We start from the raw sequence: 19,948 nt of genomic DNA on the forward strand, positions 1-19,948 counted from the left end.
GGCCCCAGTATCAGACAGCCCCCGGGCTAACGCCAACCCCTTCCCCCGCCGCGCGCGTCGCCGGAGGGACCATGGTCAGTCGCTCGGGTCCCTCCCAGAGTACGGCCGGCTCCCCATAGGGATCCGCATCGCGACGGAGCAAGAGGCCCACGGTGTGTCGGAGGACGACGGGGACGATCCGCCCCTCCTCACCGCGGTCGACGCGGGTGTGCCGGGCCCGGATCTCCCGCTCCCGCCACAGGGGGGCCGGGCCGCCGAGCATGACGGCGAGCATCGCCCGGAACGCCCCGCAGTCGCGGTCGAACACGCCGCCGTGGCCGCGGGTGCCGTATACGGGCGTGCCGTCGGCGAAGTAGCCGGTGTCGAGGCGGACGGCACCGCCACCGAGGTCGGAGTGGGACCAGCGCCGACGGAGACCAAACCGGACCTGCAGCAGTTCGACCGGGTCGCCGGGTGCGGTGAGGGAGTACCGGCGCACCGGCCCGGGGGCCCGCCAGTCGGCGGGGATCTCCACGCCCACCCCGAGATCGGGCGACTCGGCGTAGATCACCCGGTCGGCACGCAGGCCGAGCCGTTCGGCGGTGCCCACGATCCGCCCGCCGTACGAGTGCCCCACCACGGTGAGCGAGGCGCCGGGGCACTCGATCTCCATGACCCGGTCCACCTCGCGGCAGAAGCGGACCAGCCGCGGCGCCATGGCCTCGGCGAACCGGGGATCGCCGGCATCGGCCATGATGTCCTGCGGGAACTCGCCGTCGAGGAACGCCACTACGGCCAGGCGCCCGCCGCCCGCCGTGACGAGGTCCCCCGCGACGTCGGTGTTGACGTGGGACATGTCCAGATTGGTGCCCGTGCCGGGCACGTAGACCGCCACCGCCTCGGTGTGCGGGCCGAGGTCGCCCACCACCTCGATCATCCGCCCACCGCGCCGAGGCGAGAACGCAGGAAAGGAACGACGACGACGAGCATCGCGTCGCGCCATCGTCTCCAGACGCCCGATGCGCGGACTCCACGGCGTCCCCACGAGCTGCTCGCGGTGGAGCGCCCGGCGCACGGCCACCGCGTTGGCACGGGCCCGTACGGGCCAGGGCACGCCGTACGTCCCGCCCACGGCCTCCGGCTCGGCCAGGGCCAGGACACGCCGGTCGGCGACGGGCATGTGCTCGAGGCCCGAGTACACCTCGTCCGGCTCCGCTCCGGCCCAGCCCGCGACCGTGGCGGCCGTGTCGAGCCCGCCGTGGCCGCCCCACCCGCCCGCCACCTCCGGACCGCCCGACGTCATCCCGGTGAGCCGGGCCAGATCGGCGAACGCGTTGTCCGTGGCCCGGTCCAGCCTCGCCCGCAGGGCCGTTCGCTCCGGCTCGGGGAGCGGGTCCGGGCCGTCGAGGTCGTCCCAGGAGTCCTCGGCGAGCTCGACGAGCCGGTACACGCCCGCCAGGACCTCGGTCAGTCCGCGGGCCTCGCCGTCGACGGCGTCGGCCAACGCGTCCAGGGCGGGGGAGTGGGTGGTGGAGGTGAGGAGCGCGTCGCGCGCGGTCGCCAGGGCGTCCCTCGCCGAGACGACCCCGGCGGCCAGCTCGAGAAGCCGGGTCACCCGGGCCGGCGGCGGGTTCTCCGGAAGTGCGCCGGTCACCGCGGCCGCCGCAACGGCTGGGAGCCCGAAACCGCCCGTGCGGCCTCCTCCGCCGCCGCCTGGGACAGCGCGCCGTCAACGACGGCCCCGGTCAGCTCGAGCAGGCGCGTGATCCGGGACGCCGCCGGGCGGAGGAGGACGCGGATCTCGTCGTCGTCGTCGATCCGTGCGACACCCCCACGCGCCCCGGCGTCCCCGCCGGCGACGGCACCCACCTCGCCCGTTCCGGGGTCGCCACCGGCACGGAGGACCGCGCCGAGTCGGTCGCGCGCGACCGCGAGTCGGCGACGCAGGCGCGCGGCCTCGCCGCGGACGTCCTCGTTCGCGCCCCCGTCCACGGCTGCGGTCAGGGTCGCATCGGGTCGTCGTCGTGCGGAGCCGGCTTCATCACCTTCGCGTCCACCCGGTCCTCGGGGCGCACCGCGTTCTGCAGGGCGATCGTCCGGGCCAGGCGCGAGTAGCGCAGCTCCTGCTCGCGGAAACGCACGTACGTGGACACGGTGACAAAGGCGAAGCCCATGACCAGCGCGTACAGCACCAGGTCCGTGCCGCGCTGCACCCCGAGCGCATTGGCGACCACGGTGAGGTCATCGGGGCGGATCACGGCGTAGACCATGAACACCACGAACAGCACGAAGCCGATCTTCACCCCGGCCTTCGCCCGCGCCTTGCGGCGGTTGGCCAGGAAGAACACGACCAGCGCGGCGCCGGCCAGCAGGAGCAGGACCTTGATCATCGGGGCAGCCTCTTTCCCACGAACCCGTCGGAGAGGATGTTGATGCCGTTGAGCAGCGACTGGCCCTTGGACATCGAGTACTCGGTGTAGAGGATGTCGACCGGTTGCTCGGCCACCCGCCAGCCGCGCGAGTCCATGAGCTCCACGAACTCGCTGGCGTGGCTCATCCCGTTCATCCGCAGGTTCAGCTCCTCGGCGACCCGGCGGTTGAACACGCGCAGACCGTTGTGGGCGTCGGTCAGGCCCAGCCGCCGGGTGCGCGGACTGAGCAGGACCACGGTCCGCAACACGAGGCGCTTGATCAGCGGGACCTGGTCGTCGTCACCGCGGGGCCGGCCGAAGCGCGTGCCCACGACGATGTCCACGGGCTCGGACCGCAGCCGCTCCACCATGGCCAGCACGTCCTTGACCTGGTGCTGCCCGTCGGCGTCGAAGGTGACGAAGTAGCGGGCCCCCGGCTGGGCGCGGGCGTACTCCACGCCGGTCTGGATCGCGGCGCCCTGGCCCAGGTTCACCGGGTGGCGCACCAGATGTGCGCCCGCACGGTAGATCGCCGCCGCCGAGTCGTCCGCCGAGCCGTCGTCCACGGCCACGATGTTGGGGAACGTCCCGCGCGCCGAGCGGAGGACCTCCTCGATCACGGTGCCCTCGTTGAAACAGGGGACGACCAGCCATACGTCGCGGTGACCGACAGGGGAATCCCCTCCCGTCGCGCCCGACTCCGTATCCCGCACACTGTCACTGCTCATCGGAGGTCGATACTATGCGACCGGACGGACAATCCGGTGACGAGAAGGACGGCGGTTCCCCTGATGGCCATCGACGTGATGCTCCCCTACTACGGGGACGTCGACCACTTCAAGAAGGCCGTGGACAGTGTCCTGGCGCAGAGCTACCGCGATTTCCGGTTGGTCGTGGTGGACGACGGCTACCCGGATCCGGAGCCTGCCCGCTACATGGGCGAGATCACCGCGCGCGACGAGCGGGTGACCTACGAGAAGAACGAGACCAACCTCGGCGCGAACGGCAACTACCGCAAGTGCCTCGGGATGGTCACCGCGCCGGTCGTCGTGGTGATGGGCGCCGACGACATCATGCTGCCCAACTACCTGCAGGTCGTGGCCGACGGGTTCGCCGCCGTGCCGGATGCCGCCGTGATGGAGGTCGGCGTCAGCGTGATCGACGAGCACGGCGCGCCCGTCCGGGGGCTGTCCGACTCGGTGAAGGCGTTCACCCAGCCCAAGGCGCAGGGCCGCACCGTGCTGCACGGCGAGAAGCTCATGACCTCGCTCATGCACGGCAACTGGACCTACTTCCCGTCGCTGGCGTGGAACTCCGAGTGGGTCAAGCGGATCGGGTTCCGTGAGGGCCTCGACGTGGTGCAGGACCTCGCGCTGCTGGTCGACGTCATCACCGGGGGCGGCCACATGATCTACGACCCCACGCTGGCGTTCCTCTACCGTCGGCACTCGGCGTCGGACTCCTCGGTCCGCGCCCTCGACGGTCGGCGGTTCGACGAGGAGGCCCGCTTCTTCGCCGGTGAGGCCGACGCGTTCGCCGCCCGCGGCTGGAAGAGCGCGGAGCGTGCCGCGCGCCTGCACGTCACGTCGCGGCTCAACGCGCTGTCGCTGATCCCGACCGCGGCCAGGGCCGGCAAGCTGACCGAGGGCGGTAAGAAGCTGCTCGGGCACACGTTCCGCAAGTTCTGACAGGCGGGTGACGCGTGATCCCCGAGACGTGGATCCCGCACCGCCGCGACGACGGCGAGGTGGTCGGCTGGATCGACGTGACGGTCGCCGAGCCGGCACTCGTGCCGATCGACAGGCTGGGTCGCCCGATGGGCCCGGTCGACGACTGGCACGAGGCGGAGGCGGCGCTCGAGCGGGTCGGCCTCCGCTTCCTCATGGACCGCTACCTGGTCGATGAGGGCGGACGCGACACCGTGGTCCGCATCGCCCACGTCTACGACGACCGCATCGTGTTGTCCACCGCGCTCACCGACGCGATCGAGGACGTGGGTCGCGAGATCGTCGTGCCGTTCCCGGCGCCGGCGTCGCTGCGGCAGACCTGACCCCGCCCGACGGACCGCCCCGCGTCACCGGCGCACGATCACCATCCGCTCCCCGACCTCGCGGACGTCGAACCGGGTGGGGTCATCGAACTGCCGCGGCCGGAAGACGATCTCCTCGCGTGAGTTGTTCCGTACCCGGGGCATCTGGTTGACCATGGCGGGCAGCACCCAGCGTCGGGACCCCTCGCGGGTCAGGACCAGGACGTCCGGGCTGCGGAACGCGCTCGACTCCAGCGCCTCGGTCAGCTCCTCGGGGGTCCCGGTCTCCGCCCACCGACGGACCTCATCGAGGCGCTCCTCGTACCGACCGGCCGGCGTCGCGTATGCCTGGGCCGGCGCCTGGAAGGAGAAGTAGGGGCGGTAGGCGTAGAGGGTCGGATCCGAGGTCAGCACGACGAGATCCGAGGGCACCCGGTCGCCGGTCAGGTCGTCCACCGCGTCCAGCACGTCGCGGGACATCGCGGGGAACGCGCGGGCCGCGGCGGCGAACTCCGCGTCCTCCTCGGACACGTGCTGCACCATCTGCACGGCCGCGAGACCGGCGACGACCACGGCCGCGGCGAGGGTCCGGCCACGGGACCGGTCCGGAGAAGTGTGCACCGCCCACCGGGCCAGGGTCAGCGCGCCGACGACTCCCGCCAGCGCGAGGACCAGCGTGATGACCGGGATCATCCGGAACGGCAGCAGCGTGCTGCCGGTGACCGCCCGCAGCCCCGAGAGCACGTACCACCCCAGTACGGTCACCGTCGCCAGTCCGAGGGCCCGGGCCAGGACGAGCGTGCGGTCGGTCGGCGGGAGGGGGCCGTCGTGGTCGGGGACCACGTCGGCGTCGGGGTTCGTCCCGATCCGCGCTCGCAGCGATCCCGCGACCCGCTCGGCGGCGAGGTCGGCGCGGGCGGGCCACACGGTGACCACCAGCCACACGACGCCGATCAAACACAGCAGCCCGGCGGCGGACACCTCGAACATCGGAAGCGGCCACCGGGAGGCGACCTCGGGCGCGAAGTCGTTGGCCACCGACGACTCGGTCTCGGCGCCACCGAGGACGGCCAGCAGGAATCGATGCCAGAACAGCAGCGCGATCGCGGCGGAGATCCCGGCCATGGCGGCCAGTCGACCGAGTAGCGCGCGGACCACCGCTCGGTCGGCGCGGTACCGCCAGGAATGGAGGACGACGACGAGGCCCACCATCAGCGCCGCGACACCCGCGATGAGGGTGTAACCGAGCGCCGCCCAGCCGAGGTACACACCGATCGTCACGACCAGCGGCCACGTGGGCCGCCCACCGTCCGGGTCGTGCGCCCGCGCGGCGGCGCGGGCGCAGAGCAGGAACGTCGCCACGACGACCTGCGGTAGCAGGCAGACGAGGATCCACGAGTAGGGCTCGTAGGCATTGGTGTGCACACCGACCACCGCGGTGACCAGCCCGAACAGGACCGCGAGACGCGTGGGCACCAGCCAGCGCCAGGCGACGAACGCGATCGCGCCCGCGATGGCCATGGTGACGATGGCGTACGGCTTGTAGAACTCCCAGCCGTCGACGCCCGCGATCCGGGCCAGCTGACCGCCCACCCAGAACCACTGGGGCGGATAGAAGGGCGCGGCGTCGGCGTAGAAGGGGTCGGCGAGGGCGGGGGAGTCGGCGAAGCGGGTGACGTAGGCGACGCGGTTGAGCTGGTCGCCGCCGAGGCCGAACAGGTAGTGCGGCGTGCCGTTCAGCAGGAGGCCGAGGTGGGAGGAGGCCAGGAAGGCCGGCCCGGCGGTGCCGAGGAGCCACAGGGTCCGGCCGCTCGTGGCCCTGCGCAGCAGCAGCCACCCGGTGAGGATGACGACCCCCGCAGCGAGGGTCGCACCGAACGTCTCGGGCAGCCAGCTGGGTTCGACGAACGGCAGCGCGTCGACTCCAGCGAACGTGAGGGCGCCGACCACCGCCGCGACCAGGAGGGCGGCGAGGAGTTCGCCGGCACGGCGGGCGAGCAGGCGGGCGTCGGTCATCCGGCGGGCTCCCCGTGGCGGGAGGACGCGACCAGGCCGACGACGTGGACCGCCACCCCGACGCCGGGGCCGGCGAGCAGCGCGATCGCCGCGCGCACGTCGAGCGCACCCGGGACCGCGACGAGCAGGACCGCCGCGGCGATGACCGCGACCCACCATCCGGAGTTGTAGAGCAGGTGCCGATCGAAGGCCAGCGCCGCATTGCCCGTCACCATCAGGGCGGCGGTGCCCACGGACGCGGCGGTCAGGGCGGCCAGGACGGCGCCGGGGAGCTCGAAGTCACCGCCGAACAGGACGCGGATCAACCACGGTCCCACCAGCCACGCGGCTCCCGCTCCCACGATCCCCACGGCCGTGACCAGGCCCAGGGGCGTGGCGAGCGAACGCGGTCCAAGGGCGCGACGTCGGACGAAGTAGACGATGATCGCGCTCTGGAAACTGGTGAGCGGCACGAGCAACGGCGCGCGGGTCAGGGTGATGGCGAGGATCACCGCGCCGACGAGCGGGGCCGGGTCGTCGGCCCGGACGGTGGCGGTGACGAACAGCGGGAAGCCGGTGACCAGTGCCGAGGTCCCCGCGGAGGCGAGCATCGCCGCACCGGTGTTGCGCCAGAAGCGCCGGCGACCGGCGTCGACCGCCGAGGAGAGCGCGTCGCGGGTGGCGGGGGACAGCGCGATGAGCAGTGCCCACGTCACGGCACCGGCCACCGTGGCCACGGCGAACCCGAGCCCGGCGTCGCCGAGCCACCACGCGACCCCGGCGACGGCCAGGCGCAGCGCCGCGTCGACGGTGAGCAGGACCGCGTACAGACCCCAGCGTTCGGTGCCCGACAGGGCGCCCGCCGTCGCGGCCTGGAGGGTGAAGCCGAGGATGCCGAAGGCCATGATGGCGACGCCGACACCGGCGAACGTGGGCAGGCCCAGCGCGGGCCAGGCCGGTGCACTCACGGCGACGGCGGCCGCGAGGGCCAGGCCCAGCGCGAGCCCGGCCGGCAGCAACCGGATGTCCGACCGCGGCGGCCGCGCACCGGCGGTGCCGGGGCCCCCGGCGCGGGCCCCGAGCCCGCTGCCGACCCCGGGGGCCGACGTGTCGCCCTCACGAGCCGAGCGGACGGCGCGGGTGACCTCCTGCATCAGCCCGTTGGCGACGCCGCCGAGGGCGAAGAACGCACCCCAGTAGGTGGCGAACAGCGGATAGTCGGCCGGGCCGAGGGCACGGCCGGCGACGAGCATCACCAGATACCCGGAGGCCGCGGCGAACAGGGTCGCCAGCGTCAGCGCCCGCATCCCGCCCGCGGCCCCGCGGCCGGTGGTGGGCGTCGGCTCAGCGGCTGCCGGTGTCGTCATCGGGCATACCGAGGGTCGGCGGCAGGGGCTCGGAGAACAACCAGGCGTTCCACAGCGGGCGCAGATCGAGGGTGGTGTGGTCGGCGGCCATGTGGAGGAAGTCGGCGGTGGTGACGGTCTTGCCGGAGTACTTCGCGACCCACGCGCGGAGGAGGTCGAAGAAACGGTCGTCGCCGATCGTCAGGCGCAGCGCGTGCAGGGTGAGGGCACCGCGCTTGTAGACGCGGTCGTCGAACATGTCCTCGGGCCCGGGGTCCGACAGGAGGATGTCCTGGGGGGAGTCCTGCAACTTGGAGTAGTAGCGCAGGGCGTGGCTGCCCGCGTCGACGCCACCGGAGAACTCCGTCCACAGCCACTCGGCGTAGCAGGCGAAACCCTCGTGGAGCCAGATGTGTTTCCACTCGGCGACGGTGACGGCGTTGCCGAACCACTGGTGCGCGAGCTCGTGGGCGATGAGCCGCTCGTCCGAGTCCGGTCGGCCGGCGGCCTCACACGTGTTCCGGCCGAACGTCGACATGCCCATCGCCTCGAGCGGGATCTCGAGTTCGTCGTCGGTCACCACGACCTTGTAGCTGTCGAACGGGTACGGGCCGAAGAGATCGGAGAAGACCGTGAGCATCTCGAGTTGCCGGACGAAGGCCTCCTTGAATCCGCGTTTGAGGTCGGCGGGGAGGAAGGCGTGGAACGGGACCGGCCCGTCGGTGGCCTCGAGGTGCTCGTAACGGCCGAGGTTGACGGTGACCAGGTAGGTGGAGGTGGGGTACGGGAGGTCGAAATCCCAGGTGGTCGTGCTGCCGCTGCGCTTCTTGCCGACGAGCGCACCGGTGACGACGGCGCGGTACGGCGAGTCGGTGGTGAGCCGGATGCGGAACGGGGCCTTGGAGGAGGGATGGTCGTCGCAGGGGAACCAGCTGGCCGCGCCGTTGGGCTGGTTGGCCACCAGGACGCCGTCGGTCAGCTCCTCCCACCCGACCTCGCCCCATGCGCCGCGGATCGGCTTCGGGTTGCCGGAGTAGCGGATGGTCAGCGTGAACGCGGAACCCACGGCGAGCGGCTCGGCCGGGGTGATCGAGAGCTTGCCGCGGGGCCGGGTGTAGCGGGTGACGCGGCCCCGGTCGAGGAGCACCTTGGACACGGTCAGGTGTGGGGAGAGGTCGAGCTGGATCGTCTCGAGCGGCTCGGTGGCGGTCGCGGTGATCACCGCTTCGCCACGCAGGTTGTTGGGGCTCACCTTGTAGTTCAGGTCCAGCTCGTAGCGCGTGACGCGGTACCCGTGATTGCCGGCGCCGGGCAGGTAGGGATCGACCGGGTCGGAGCCCGACGGGGTGCGTGGGGCCGCGATTCTGGCGACGAGGTCTCTCTTGACTGCCTTCAATTCCATGACCCGCGCGAGTCTAGAGGACCAGCGGCCCGGAGCACCGCCGTGGACGACGCCCTGGACTCCCGCGAACTCGAGTACCGGAAAATACTTGCCAGACGGGAAAGTACTACCCTAGGGTGAAATCCACTCCGCGGTGGAAACTCCCCCGGGGCGCCGAGGGAAGGCAGAACCATGGACTCACAGAACTCCACGACCGGTGAGGTCGATCGAGCGGAGGCGGCCCGCATGCTCGCCGAGGCCGAGGGTCGCCCATCGGTCAGCTCCCGGCACGACGTCGGTGTCTTCGCCGGTTTCGCCGCGGCCATCGCGATACTGATGGGCCTCGGGACCATCGCGACGATGTTCACCAACTGGGCGCTCGTGCCCTACGCGGCGTTGTTGTTCGTGGCGATCTTCTGGCAGAGGCGAGCGATCAGCGCGAGCCCCCGGGGGTCGGGTAGGACCTACACGTGGGGCGTCGCGGGATCCGGAGCGATGGTCTTCGTCGTGGTGACGGGCCTGCACGTCATCCGCACGACGATCGGTCTCACGCCCTGGTGGTTCGCCCTCGGCGTGCTGGTGGTCGCGCTGCCCGGACTGGTGGCGGCCGCGATCATCGTCCGACGGGGGCCGAGTGATGAGTGACGCGGCGGGGCACGCCCGGCATCGGCTCGACGAGGTGATCCACGCTCCGGTGCGGTTCTCGATCGTCGCCGCGCTGGCCGGGGTCGACGACGCGGAGTTCGCGCGGATCCGCGACACGGTCGAGGTGACCGACTCGACCCTGTCCAAGCAGGTCGCGGTTCTGGAGAAGGCCGGGTACGTCAAGGTGAAGAAGGGCTACGTCGGCAAGCGCCCCCGCACGTGGCTCTCACTCACCCGGGACGGTCGTAAGGCGTACGAGTCGCACCTGGCGGCGCTGCGCGCGATCGCCGGCGGCTGACCCGCTTACCGGCTCACCCCCTCCAGGGCGCGATCGGGTTGCCCTGCCAGCGGGTGCCGGGCGGAATGCGGTCGCCGCGCATCACCAGCGAGGCGGGACCGACCGTGGAACCGTCTCCGATGGATGACGCCGGCAGCGCGACGCAGTGGCACCCCAGTGTTGCCCCGGCCTCGATCGTCACCCGGTCGATCTGCATGATGCGGTCGTGGAACAGGTGGGTCTGGACCACGCAGCCGCGGTTGATCGTGGCGCCGTCGCCGAGGGAGATCAGGTCGGCCTCGGGCAGCCAGTACGACTCGCACCACACGCCGCGGCCGATGCGCGAACCCAGGAGGCCCAGCATCGCGTTCATCACCGGGGTGCCCGTCGCGGGCCGGGCCAACCACGGCGCGGCCAACAGTTCGATGAACGAGTCGGCGACCTCGTTGCGCCACACGAACGACGACCACAGCGGTTGCTCGCCCGCACGTATGCGACCCACCAGGATCCACTTGGCCAGCACGGCCACCACCAGGGCGACCAGCCCCGCGTAGGCGAGCGTCAGCCCGGAGGTCAGTGCGGCCACCCCGAAGCCCCACTCCAGGTGGATCTCCTGCAGCACGACCAGGACGCTGAGCAGGAGGAGGAATGACATCCACACGGGGATCAGCCGGAGGGTCTCCCACGCCCCGCGGGCGACCTTGAGACGGCGTGGCGGCTGGTAGGTGCGGATGTCGTCGGTGTCGGCGACGGCTCGCGGCAGTCTCTGCGGCGGGGATCCCAGCCACGAGGTGCCCTTCTTGGCCTTCTGCGGTGCGGAGGACAGCACGGCGACCAGGCCCCGTGCGGGCACCTTCCGGCCGGCGGAGGCGATACCGGAGTTGCCGAGGAAGGCGCGCTTGCCGACCCGGGCGTGCTCCAGCCGCATCCATCCGGAGCCGAGCTCGTACGGGGCGACCATGGTGTCGTCGGCGAGGAACGCCCCGTCGCGGACGGTGGTGAGTGCGGGGATGAGCAGCACGGTCGAGGCCTCGACGTCCCTGCCGATCTTCGCCCCCAGCAGGCGCAACCAGATCGGGGTGAGCATCGAGGCGTACAGCGGGTACAGCCAGTTCCTGGCGGCGTCCATGAGGCGTTCACTGCACCACGCCTGCCAGGCGATCCGCGAGTGGACCGGGTGGAAGCCGGGGTTCAGCCCGATCGACAGCACCCGGACCGCGACGAGTGTGGCCGCGGCGAAGACCGCGAGTGCGAGGAGCGTGGCGGGGACCGACCACAGCACGACGCGCAGGACCAGCTCGCCCGGGCCGCCGGCGCCGCGGGCTCCCCACGCCACCAGAGCGAGACCCGCGAGCAGGGCGGCCAGCGGCATCGCACCGAGCGCCACGGCGGAGAACTGGTAGACCAGGCTCCAGACCCGGTTGTGGGGCGCGGGCTCGGCAGGCCAGCTCGACCCCCGCTTGCCGCGCTTGAGCGCGGGGGAGCCCGCGTAGCGCTTGCCTGCCTTGACCGTGCCGACCACCGCGGAGCCGATCTCCACATGTGCCCCGCGGCCCACCACCGCGCCGGGCAGCAGGGTGGACCGGGCGCCCACCACCGCGTTCTCGCCGATCTCGACGGAACCCACGTGCACGATGTCGCCGTCGATCCAGTACCCGGCCAGGTCCACCTCGGGTTCGATCGAGGCCCCGTCGCCCACCCGGAGCAGGCCGGTGACCGGCGGGAGGGTGTGCATGTCCACACCGTGTCCGATCTGCGCCCCCAGTAACCGCGCGAAGGGGGTGAGCCACCCGGCACCCTCGAGGTTGGCGGCCCCGGAGACCTCGACCAACCGCTCGGCGGCCCAGATCCGCAGGTGCACCGACCCCGCCCGCGGGTACATCCCCGGGGTCACTCCGGCGGTGAGCACCCGGCACAGGCCGGCGGTGACCAGCATGCGGCCGGCGGGCAGCAGGAGCAGCACCGCCAGGACCCCGAGCAGCCACCACGACACCGGCCGCGCCCAGGCGAGCCCGAGCGCGTCGGCGGCGTTGTTGGCGATGCCCACCCAGGTGAGCCACTGCAGGCCGGTCAGGGTGAGCAGCGGGATCGTGGCGAGCACCTGCAGGAGCTGCGCGCCGCGGCCGACGGGCCGGACGTGCCGCGGTTCGACCTCGGCCTCGGGCTCGAGCTCGTCCAGGAACCCGGCGAAGTCGCCCAGGCGCGAGCGGTCGTAGATGTCGCCGACCGTCACCGAGGGGAAGCGTTCGCGAACCCGGGCCACCACGTGCGCGGCGGCCAGCGATCCGCCGCCGAGGGCGAAGAAGTCCTCGTCGACCCCGGAGACGTCGGCCCCGAGGGCCGCCGACCACAGTTCGGCGACCCACGCCTCGATGCCGTCGAGCTCGGACTCGGCGGCCGAGGTCTGTGCCAGCGGCCACGGCAGGGCGGCCCGGTCGACCTTCCCGGAGGTGCGGGTCGGCAGATCGTCGACCAGGGCCAGGCGCGGAACCACGCCGGCGGGCAGGTGCTCGCGCAGGCGCCCGGCCGCGTCGGCGAGGTCGAAGCCGCCGGGGTCCTCGGCGACGAGGTAGGCCACGAGCACGGGCTGGCCGGCATCGGTCTTCTTCACCGCGGCGGCGCCGGCGCTCACGCCGGGCAGCGCGGACACGGCGGTGTCGACCTCGCCCAGCTCGAGGCGTCGCCCGCCGATCTTGACCTGGTCGTCGACCCGGCCGGTGAAGTACAGGCCGTCCGCCTCGAGTCGCACCACGTCGCCGGACCGGTAGGCCCGGTCCCATCCGAGTGTCCCCATCGGCGCGTACTTCTCGGCGTCCTTCTCGGGATCGAGGTAGCGGGCCAACCCCACGCCGCCGATCACCAGCTCACCGGATTCGCCGTACGCGACGGGCTGACCGGCGGCGTCGACCACCGCGAGGTCCCATCCGTCCAGGGGTAGCCCGATCGACACCTCACCGCGGCCGTCCAGCGGGGCGGCGCAGGCGACGACGGTCGCCTCCGTGGGGCCGTAGGTGTTCCACACCTCGCGCCCCTCGCCGGCGAGCCGCGCGGCCAGCTCGGGCGGGCACGCCTCGCCGCCGAGGATCACCATCCGGATGTCGCGGAGCATCGAATCGGGCCACATCGAGGCCAGGGTCGGCACCGTGGAGATGACGGTGATCCGGCGGTCCTGCAGCCACGGGCCCAGGTCGAGGCCGGATTTCACGACTCCGCGCGGTGCGGGCACCAGGCACGCCCCGTGGGCCCAGGCCAGCCACATCTCCTCGCAGGAGGCGTCGAACGCCACGGACAACCCCGCCAGTACGCGGTCGCCCGGGCCCAGCGGCGCGCCCTGCAGGAAGATCCGGGTCTCGGCGTCGACGAACGCGGCGGCGCTGCGGTGCGTCACCGCCACGCCCTTGGGCAGGCCGGTGGTGCCGGAGGTGAAGATGATCCAGCAGTCGTCGTCGACCGTCGGGCCGCGGTGCCGCGTGGGGTCGGCGGGTCGGTCGGGGTCGGTGACGAGCATCCCGTCGGCGCTGTAGACGGCCGCGACCTGCGCCTGTCCGAACACCAGCTCGGCGCGTTCGGCGGGGTCGTCCACGTCGACGGGGACATAGGCCGCGCCGGCGGCGAGGGTGGAGAGGATGGCCAGGTAGAGGTCGGCGGAGCCGGACGGCATGTGGATGCCCACCCGATCGCCGGCGCCCACCCCCTGCTCGTGCATCCACCGGGCGGAGGCGTGGATCGTCCGCGCGACCTCGTCGTAGGTCAGGACCCGGGTGCCGTCGTCGATGCACGGAGCCCCGGGGTGGCGGGTCGCCGCGGCACCGAACACGTCGAGGAGTGTCCGGGGCTCCGCGGCGTATGAGCTGCGAAGATACTGCTCTCCAATGGTGGCCACGTGCGGATCGTATCCCGCGTAGGTGAACTGCCCGCCGCGGTCACCCGGGGCTGGTTAAGTGAGTCGGATGACAGAGAGCCTGAGTGACAAGACCATCGTGATCGTGGGGGCGGGGCCGGGATTCGGTCGCACGCTCGCCCTGCAGGCCGCCGCGAAGGGGGCGATGGTGGTCGTCGCCGCGCGGACGGAGTCGCGGGTCGTCGAGATCGCCGACGAGGTCCGTGCGGCTGGCGGAAGCGCGATCGCCGCGGCCGTGGACGCCACCGACCCGGAGTCGGTGCGCGCACTGCGGGAGACGGTGGAGGGTCACACCGATGCCGTCCACGGGCTCGTGTACAGCGCGTTCGCGGTGCCCAGCATGAAGCCGCTCGCGCAGACCGACCACGAGCAGATCTCCCGTGGCATCGATCTGTCCGTGCTGGGCGCGCTGCGCACGACCCAGGAGTTCACCGCGCTGCTCGAGGCCGCCGCCGCTCCCGCCACCGGCACCGCAGCCGCCAGCGCGTCCGTCGTCATGATGGCGTCCGCGGTGATCCACCACTCCCGGGAGCGGTACGCGGGATACAAGATCGCCAAGACCGCCCTGGTCGCGCTGGGCCACTCGCTGGCCACCGAACTGGGCCCGCGCGGCATCCGGGTCAACACCGTCGCGCCGGGCTACATCTACGGCGAGACCCTCAAGGCCTACTTCGAGCACCTGGCCACCAAGTACGGCGGCACGGTCGACGACGTCTACGCCCACACCGCCGAGAAGATGGATCTGCGCAGACTGCCCTCCGAGCGCGAGATCGTCGACCCGGTGTTGTTCCTGCTCTCGGACGCCGCCTCGGCCGTCACGGGCCAGACGCTCACGGTGGACTGCGGCGAGTTCCACACCTGACCCTCGGGGGCAGCACCCCGATGCCGCATCAGGGTCTCGGAATCGGGTCTTTCCCCGATGCGGAGCGGGTGCTCGGGGAGGAGAGTGGAGGTCACCGGGGAGAGGTCCCCGATCCCCCTTTCCCGACGACGACGAGGTGTGACGTCATGACCTACTTCCCGGACTCCCGAGCCAAGCGCCTGACCAGGTCCTCCGACCGCTGGATCGGTGGTGTGTGCGGTGGCCTGGCCGACTACTTCGGGCTCGACCCGGCGTTGGTCCGCGTGCTGTTCGTGGCCTCGATCCTGCTGCCCGGCCCGCAGCTGCTCATCTACGTGATCCTGTGGTTCGTCATGCCCGATTCCCGTGCCTCCTGAGGCCGCGCCCGAGGGGCACGTGGCAGGCTGAGTCCATGAGCACTCCAGACACCTCAGCAGCCCCCGGCGAGTACGCCTCCGTCCGCATCGAGAAGGGCGCACGGCACCCGCACGTCGCGCAGGTGACGCTGATCGGCCCGGGGCGCAACAACGCGATGGGCCCGGACTTCTGGGCCGAGATGCCCCGCGTGATGGCCGAGCTCGACGCCGACCCCGAGGTCCGCGCCGTCGTGCTCGCGGGCGAGGGCCGCAACTTCACCTACGGCCTGGACCTGATGGCGATGATGCCGCAGTTCATGGAGTTCCTGCCGCAGGACACGACCCCGGACGCCGCGCGCAACGAGCGCATCCTGGATTTCGTGGAGAACATGCGTCAGGCCGTCGACGCGGTCGCGTCCGCGAAGACGCCCACCGTCGCCGCGATCCAGGGCCGCTGCATCGGCGGCGGCATGGACCTCATCTCCGCCTGCGACGTCCGCCACGGTTCGGCGGACTCGAGCTACTCGGTCCGCGAGGTGAAGGTGGGGATCGTCGCCGACATGGGGTCGCTCGGGCGACTGCCGTACATCATCGGCTCCGGGCTGACCCGCGAGCTGGCGCTGACCGGCCGCGACATCGACGCGGAGACCGCGCTGCGCTACGGCCTGGTCACGCACGTCGCCGACGACGCCGCGGGCGTGCTGGACTCGGCCCATGCGACGGCCGCCGAGATCGCGGACAACCCGCCGCTGGTGGTCCGCGGTACCCGCGAGGTGCTCAACCGGGCGATCGAGGGTCCGATCTACGAGTCCAACCGCTACGTCGCCACCTGGAACGCCGGTTTCCTGGCCTCGGCGGACATGATGGAGGCCATCGGCTCGACGCTGGAGAAGCGCGAGGCGCGCTACACCGGCCGCTGACCGCGCACGCCGGACCCGGCAATCCGCCCCCCGTCCGACGAGAAGACAGTTCCGCACACCCGCCTCCCGGGCGATGTGTGCGGAACTGTCTTCTCGACCGGGGAAGGGCCGGGCCTGACGGCGTCAGCCGCGGAAGGGCTCGGCCTTCTCCTCGGGGTGCTTCTTGAAGTTCTCGATCCCCTCGACGACCAGCTTCTCGCCGTGGGCCTTGTCCCGCCACTCGCCCGGGGTGACGTGCTTGCCCGGCTCGAGGTCCTTGTAGTGCAGGAAGAAGTGCTCGATGGCCTTGAGTTCGAAGTCCGGGACGTCGTCGACGTCCTGGATGTGCTCCCAGCGCGGGTCCAGAGCGGGCACGCACAGCAGCTTGTCGTCGCCACCGGCCTCGTCGGACATCGTGTACACGCCCACCACGCGCGAGTTGACGATCACGCCGGGGTAGACGGACTCGTCGAGCAGGACCAGGGCGTCGCAGGGGTCGCCGTCGTCCGCGAGGGTCTCGTCGATGTAGCCGTAGTCGGCCGGGTAGCCCATCGAGGTGAAGAGGAAACGGTCGAGATAGATCTTGCCGGTCTCGTGGTGGATCTCGTACTTGTTACGCGAACCCTTGGGGATCTCGATGGTCACTTCGACGGTCACGGGCTACCTCACAAATCGTCATTCTCCGGACCCGGGACGGCTCTCCCGGACAATCCGGGCCGATTCTAGTAGGCCGCCCCGGCTCCGGGGGTGGCCGCCGTCACGCGGGCCGCTAGCGTGGGTCTGATGCACCCGGCAGGAGCCGGGGACCACCGGCACCGGCCGGTGGCGGTGACAGCGGAGGCGACAGCGTCCGGGAGGGTGGGCACGAGTGACCGAGCGCGGAGTGTGGCGCGGGCGTGGGCTCGTGTGGCGGGGCGGGGTCGTCCTCGTCGTCGTCGTACTCCTCGTCGCGGGACTCGTCGCGGCGGCACTGTTCACGGACGTCGAGGACGAGGTCCGCGCGGTCGTCGACGCCCCGGCGGAGACCACGACGGAGCTGAACCCCGGACTCCACGCCGCGGACGGGACGGCGCCGTTGCCCGACCCGGCCGCGCTCGCAAGGCTCCTCGGCCCGCTCGCGACGTCCCCGGCCGTCGGCGACCTCACCGCCAGCGTGGTCGACGACGCGACGGGCCAGGTGCTGTGGGAGCGTCGCCCGCGCGACGCCAAGGTGCCGGCCTCCACCACCAAACTGCTCACCGCGGTCGCCGCCCTGACCCGACTGCCCGGTGACACCCGCGTCGACACGGTCCTAGCCACCGGCGCCGAGCCGGACACCCTCGTGGTGGTCCCCGGCGGCGACCCCACCATGTCCGGTGGCGCCGAGCCCGGGCCGCTCTTCCCCGACGCGGCCACCCTGGTGGGAGCCGCCGACGTCGTCCGTGCCGCCGGGGTCACGCCGTCGCGCATCGTGGTGGACCCGGGTCCGTACACCGGGCCGAGACTGGGTCCCGGGTGGCCACCCTCGGAGATAGCGGCCGGCAACATCGCACCCGTCGACGCGTGGATGCTCGACTCCGGCCGCCTCGACCCGGCCGACGAGTACTCGCCCCGCTCGGGCGAACCCGCTCTCGCGGCGGGTAGGGCCCTGGCCCGCGAACTGGGCGTGGACCCCGAGCGCGTACGGGTCGCGTCCGAATCGGTGGAGACGACCGGCGAACTGGGCCGGGTGTCGTCGGCGGAGCTCACCGAGCGCCTCCGCTCGATGCTCGTCCACTCGGACAACGTGCTGGCCGAGGCGATCTGCCGCGAGGTGGCCCTGGACCGGGATCCGGACGCCCGCGCCGACTTCGCCGCGGGGACCGCCGCCGTGCTCGACACCCTCACCGAACGCGGTCTGGACATGTCCGGGGTCCGCCTGGACGACTGCTCCGGGATGAGCAACGGCAACCGCATCTCGGCGGCCGTCCTCACCGACGTCCTGCGCACCGCGTCCGCCCCCGACGCCACCCGCGAGATGCGGGACCTGCTCGACACCCTGCCCGTGGCGGCCGGGTCGGGGACGCTCATCGACCGGTTCACCGGCCCCTCCGCCGCCGGGGCCGGCTGGGTGCGCGCCAAGACGGGCACCCTCGCCGGGACGAGCACGCTGGCCGGCTCGGTGACCAGCGCCGACGGCCGCACCATGAGCTTCGCCCTCCTGTCCTCCGGCACCGACCCGGCCGTCGCACGGCCGGTCCTCGACCGGATCGCCGCCGAGATCAGCGCCTGTGGCTGCCGCTGACCCCGTTCGGCCCGGTGGGGACTGGACCGGACCGGCCTGGGCCGTGCGCGCGGCGGTGCGGGCCTTCCGCCGGGCGCACCCCGAGGTCGGCGACGACGTGTGCGTGGCGCTGTCCGGGGGAGCGGATTCGCTGGCCCTGACCGCCGCGGCCGCCGTCGAGTTCGCCGTCGTGACCGCCCTCGTGGTCGACCACGGACTGCAGGAGGGCTCGGATGCGGCGGCCCGGGACGCGGCCGCCGCGGCACGCGGGCTCGGTGCGTCCGCGGAGGTCCTCGTCGTCGTCGTGGATTCCGACGGTTCCGGCCCCGAGGCCGCCGCCCGCACGGCGCGCTACACCGCGCTCGACACCGCGCGCCGAGGACGTCCCGTGCTGCTCGCCCACACCCTCGACGACCAGGCCGAGACCGTCCTGTTGGGCCTGGGGCGTGGCTCCGGCGCCCACTCGCTGCGCGGGATGGCCGCCTGGGACGCGCCGTGGGGGCGACCGCTGCTCGGCGTCCGCGCCGTCGACACCCGCGACGCGTGCCGTGACCTGGGCCTGGAGGTCTGGAACGACCCGCACAACACCGACTCGTCGTTCACGCGGGTGCGCCTGCGGCACGAGGTGCTGCCGCTGCTCGAGGACGTGCTCGGAGGCGGCGTCGCCGAGGGGTTGGCGCGCACCGCGACGCTGCTGGGGGTCGACGACGACGAGCTGGACCGCCTCGCCCGCGCCGTGCCCGTCGGCCCGGACGGCGCCCTGGAGGTGAGCCGACTGGAGCCGCTGCCGGCCGCCGTCCTGACCCGGGTCCTGCGGCACTGGCTGCGGGATCGGGGGATCACCTCACCCACGTACGCGCACCTGACGGCGGTGGCCGCGCTCGTCACGGACTGGCGCGGGCAGGGCGGGGTGGCGGTCGGTGGCACCGGCCCCGGGGACGCGGGTGGAGCGGGGCCCTCGGCCAGGTTGGTCGCCCGGCGTCGACGTGGAAAGGTGGTCGTGGAGAACGACCGGGCTAGCGGAGCGGGGACGTAGATGACCACGGACAAGTACGCCGACGAGATCGAGTCGGTGCTGCTCGACGAGGACGCGATCCGCGCGCGGATCGTCGAGATGGGCGCCAGGATCGGCGAGCGCTACGCGAACTCCGAGAAGGAGGTCGTGCTGGTCGCCGTCCTCAAGGGTGCGGCGATCTTCGTCTCCGACTTCGCCCGGGCGCTGACCATCCCCTCAGAGCTGGAGTTCATGGCCGTCAGCTCGTACGGGTCCTCCACCAGCTCCTCGGGCGTGGTGCGGATCCTCAAGGACCTCGACCGCGACATCGCCGACCGCGACGTGATCATCGTCGAGGACATCATCGACTCCGGCCTCACCCTGTCCTGGCTCATGCGGAACCTGCGCACCCGGAACCCGCGCTCGCTGGAGATCGTCACCCTGCTGCGCAAGCCCGACGCGGTGAAGGCGGACCTGGACATCCTCGAGATCGGGTTCGACATCCCCAACGAGTTCGTGGTGGGGTACGGCCTGGACTTCGCCGAGCGCTACCGCGACCTGCCGTACATCGGCAAGCTGCATCCGCGCATGTACTCCTGACGCGAGGACTGCTGGACACGTGTCTGCCTAAATCGTGATCCAGATCACGTCG

General features: G+C 72.2%; 19 protein-coding genes. 10 read left to right on the forward strand and 9 right to left on the reverse strand.

Going from position 1 to position 19,948, the window contains the following annotated elements:
- Positions 1-10: 10 nt before the first annotated feature.
- The 4 genes from L8M95_RS13295 to L8M95_RS13310 are packed head-to-tail and all read right to left on the reverse strand — an operon-like array spanning position 11 to position 3,118.
- A complete protein-coding gene (locus tag L8M95_RS13295; protein WP_260486590.1) occupies positions 11-1,633 on the reverse strand; it encodes an alpha/beta hydrolase family protein in 1,623 nt (540 codons plus the stop codon).
- The gene (locus L8M95_RS13300) at positions 1,630-1,971 is read right to left on the reverse strand and encodes a hypothetical protein (protein WP_260486591.1); all 342 of its coding nucleotides are present in this window, start codon (positions 1,969-1,971) and stop codon (positions 1,630-1,632) included. Before L8M95_RS13300 ends, L8M95_RS13295 begins: the two co-directional genes overlap by 4 nt.
- Positions 1,972-1,979: 8 nt before the next feature.
- Positions 1,980-2,369: a DUF2304 domain-containing protein gene (locus L8M95_RS13305; RefSeq protein ID WP_260486592.1), complete on the reverse strand. Its 390-nt coding sequence runs from the start codon at positions 2,367-2,369 to the stop codon at positions 1,980-1,982.
- A complete protein-coding gene (locus L8M95_RS13310; protein ID WP_260486593.1) occupies positions 2,366-3,118 on the reverse strand; it encodes a glycosyltransferase family 2 protein in 753 nt (250 codons plus the stop codon). The genes L8M95_RS13305 and L8M95_RS13310 overlap by 4 nt, the downstream gene beginning before the upstream one ends.
- Positions 3,119-3,181: 63 nt before the next feature.
- Between L8M95_RS13310 and L8M95_RS13315 the strand changes: the two genes are divergently transcribed.
- Positions 3,182-4,078, forward strand: coding sequence for a glycosyltransferase family 2 protein (locus tag L8M95_RS13315; protein WP_119192901.1), 897 nt, complete (start codon positions 3,182-3,184; stop codon positions 4,076-4,078).
- Positions 4,079-4,092: 14 nt separating this feature from the next.
- The gene (locus tag L8M95_RS13320) at positions 4,093-4,440 is read left to right on the forward strand and encodes a hypothetical protein (RefSeq protein ID WP_260486594.1); all 348 of its coding nucleotides are present in this window, start codon (positions 4,093-4,095) and stop codon (positions 4,438-4,440) included.
- Between the two features lie 24 nt (positions 4,441-4,464).
- Here L8M95_RS13320 and L8M95_RS13325 read toward each other — a convergent pair whose 3' ends face one another.
- The 3 genes from L8M95_RS13325 to L8M95_RS13335 are packed head-to-tail and all read right to left on the reverse strand — an operon-like array spanning position 4,465 to position 9,156.
- A complete protein-coding gene (locus tag L8M95_RS13325; RefSeq protein ID WP_260486595.1) occupies positions 4,465-6,435 on the reverse strand; it encodes a galactan 5-O-arabinofuranosyltransferase in 1,971 nt (656 codons plus the stop codon).
- The gene (locus tag L8M95_RS13330) at positions 6,432-7,781 is read right to left on the reverse strand and encodes a polysaccharide biosynthesis protein (protein ID WP_260486596.1); all 1,350 of its coding nucleotides are present in this window, start codon (positions 7,779-7,781) and stop codon (positions 6,432-6,434) included. Before L8M95_RS13330 ends, L8M95_RS13325 begins: the two co-directional genes overlap by 4 nt.
- Positions 7,759-9,156 carry a M1 family metallopeptidase gene (locus L8M95_RS13335; RefSeq protein ID WP_260489259.1) on the reverse strand — a complete coding sequence of 466 codons (1,398 nt, stop codon included), beginning with the start codon at positions 9,154-9,156 and terminating at the stop codon, positions 7,759-7,761. Before L8M95_RS13335 ends, L8M95_RS13330 begins: the two co-directional genes overlap by 23 nt.
- A gap of 177 nt (positions 9,157-9,333) precedes the next feature.
- Here L8M95_RS13335 and L8M95_RS13340 point away from each other — a divergent pair, with 177 nt between their 5' ends.
- A complete protein-coding gene (locus tag L8M95_RS13340; protein ID WP_260486597.1) occupies positions 9,334-9,786 on the forward strand; it encodes a hypothetical protein in 453 nt (150 codons plus the stop codon).
- Entirely contained in the window at positions 9,779-10,084 is a 306-nt protein-coding gene (locus L8M95_RS13345) for a transcriptional regulator (protein ID WP_260486598.1), read from the forward strand. The genes L8M95_RS13340 and L8M95_RS13345 overlap by 8 nt, the downstream gene beginning before the upstream one ends.
- A 13-nt stretch (positions 10,085-10,097) precedes the next feature.
- Here the strand turns inward: L8M95_RS13345 and L8M95_RS13350 are convergent, their stop codons facing one another.
- Complete coding sequence (locus L8M95_RS13350) at positions 10,098-13,946, reverse strand: Pls/PosA family non-ribosomal peptide synthetase (protein ID WP_260486599.1); 3,849 nt, start codon at positions 13,944-13,946, stop codon at positions 10,098-10,100.
- Between the two features lie 67 nt (positions 13,947-14,013).
- On the opposite strand from L8M95_RS13350, the gene L8M95_RS13355 reads away from it, so the two are divergent.
- The 3 genes from L8M95_RS13355 (at position 14,014) to L8M95_RS13365 (ending at position 16,081) form a co-directional block, all read left to right on the forward strand.
- Positions 14,014-14,826, forward strand: a complete 813-nt coding sequence (locus L8M95_RS13355) for an SDR family oxidoreductase (RefSeq protein ID WP_260486600.1) — start codon at positions 14,014-14,016, stop codon at positions 14,824-14,826.
- A 146-nt stretch (positions 14,827-14,972) separates the two neighbouring features.
- Positions 14,973-15,182: a PspC domain-containing protein gene (locus L8M95_RS13360; RefSeq protein ID WP_260486601.1), complete on the forward strand. Its 210-nt coding sequence runs from the start codon at positions 14,973-14,975 to the stop codon at positions 15,180-15,182.
- Between the two features lie 35 nt (positions 15,183-15,217).
- Positions 15,218-16,081 (forward strand): crotonase/enoyl-CoA hydratase family protein, encoded by an 864-nt coding sequence (locus L8M95_RS13365; protein WP_260486602.1) that lies wholly within the window; start codon positions 15,218-15,220, stop codon positions 16,079-16,081.
- A 123-nt stretch (positions 16,082-16,204) separates the two neighbouring features.
- Here the strand turns inward: L8M95_RS13365 and L8M95_RS13370 are convergent, their stop codons facing one another.
- Positions 16,205-16,717, reverse strand: a complete 513-nt coding sequence (locus L8M95_RS13370; RefSeq protein ID WP_260486604.1) for an inorganic diphosphatase — start codon at positions 16,715-16,717, stop codon at positions 16,205-16,207.
- 211 nt (positions 16,718-16,928) lie between these two features.
- Between L8M95_RS13370 and dacB the strand changes: the two genes are divergently transcribed.
- Genes dacB through hpt form a run of 3 tightly spaced genes read left to right on the forward strand, consistent with a single transcriptional unit; the run spans position 16,929 to position 19,896 of the window.
- Positions 16,929-18,323, forward strand: a complete 1,395-nt coding sequence (gene dacB / locus L8M95_RS13375; RefSeq protein ID WP_260486605.1) for a D-alanyl-D-alanine carboxypeptidase/D-alanyl-D-alanine-endopeptidase — start codon at positions 16,929-16,931, stop codon at positions 18,321-18,323.
- Positions 18,310-19,338, forward strand: coding sequence for a tRNA lysidine(34) synthetase TilS (tilS, locus tag L8M95_RS13380; RefSeq protein WP_260486606.1), 1,029 nt, complete (start codon positions 18,310-18,312; stop codon positions 19,336-19,338). Before dacB ends, tilS begins: the two co-directional genes overlap by 14 nt.
- Positions 19,339-19,896 (forward strand): hypoxanthine phosphoribosyltransferase, encoded by a 558-nt coding sequence (gene hpt, locus L8M95_RS13385; RefSeq protein ID WP_260486607.1) that lies wholly within the window; start codon positions 19,339-19,341, stop codon positions 19,894-19,896.
- The last annotated feature ends 52 nt before the right edge of the window (positions 19,897-19,948 follow it).

It is taken from the genome of Dietzia sp. B32, assembly GCF_024732245.1.
Lineage (GTDB): Bacteria > Actinomycetota > Actinomycetes > Mycobacteriales > Mycobacteriaceae > Dietzia.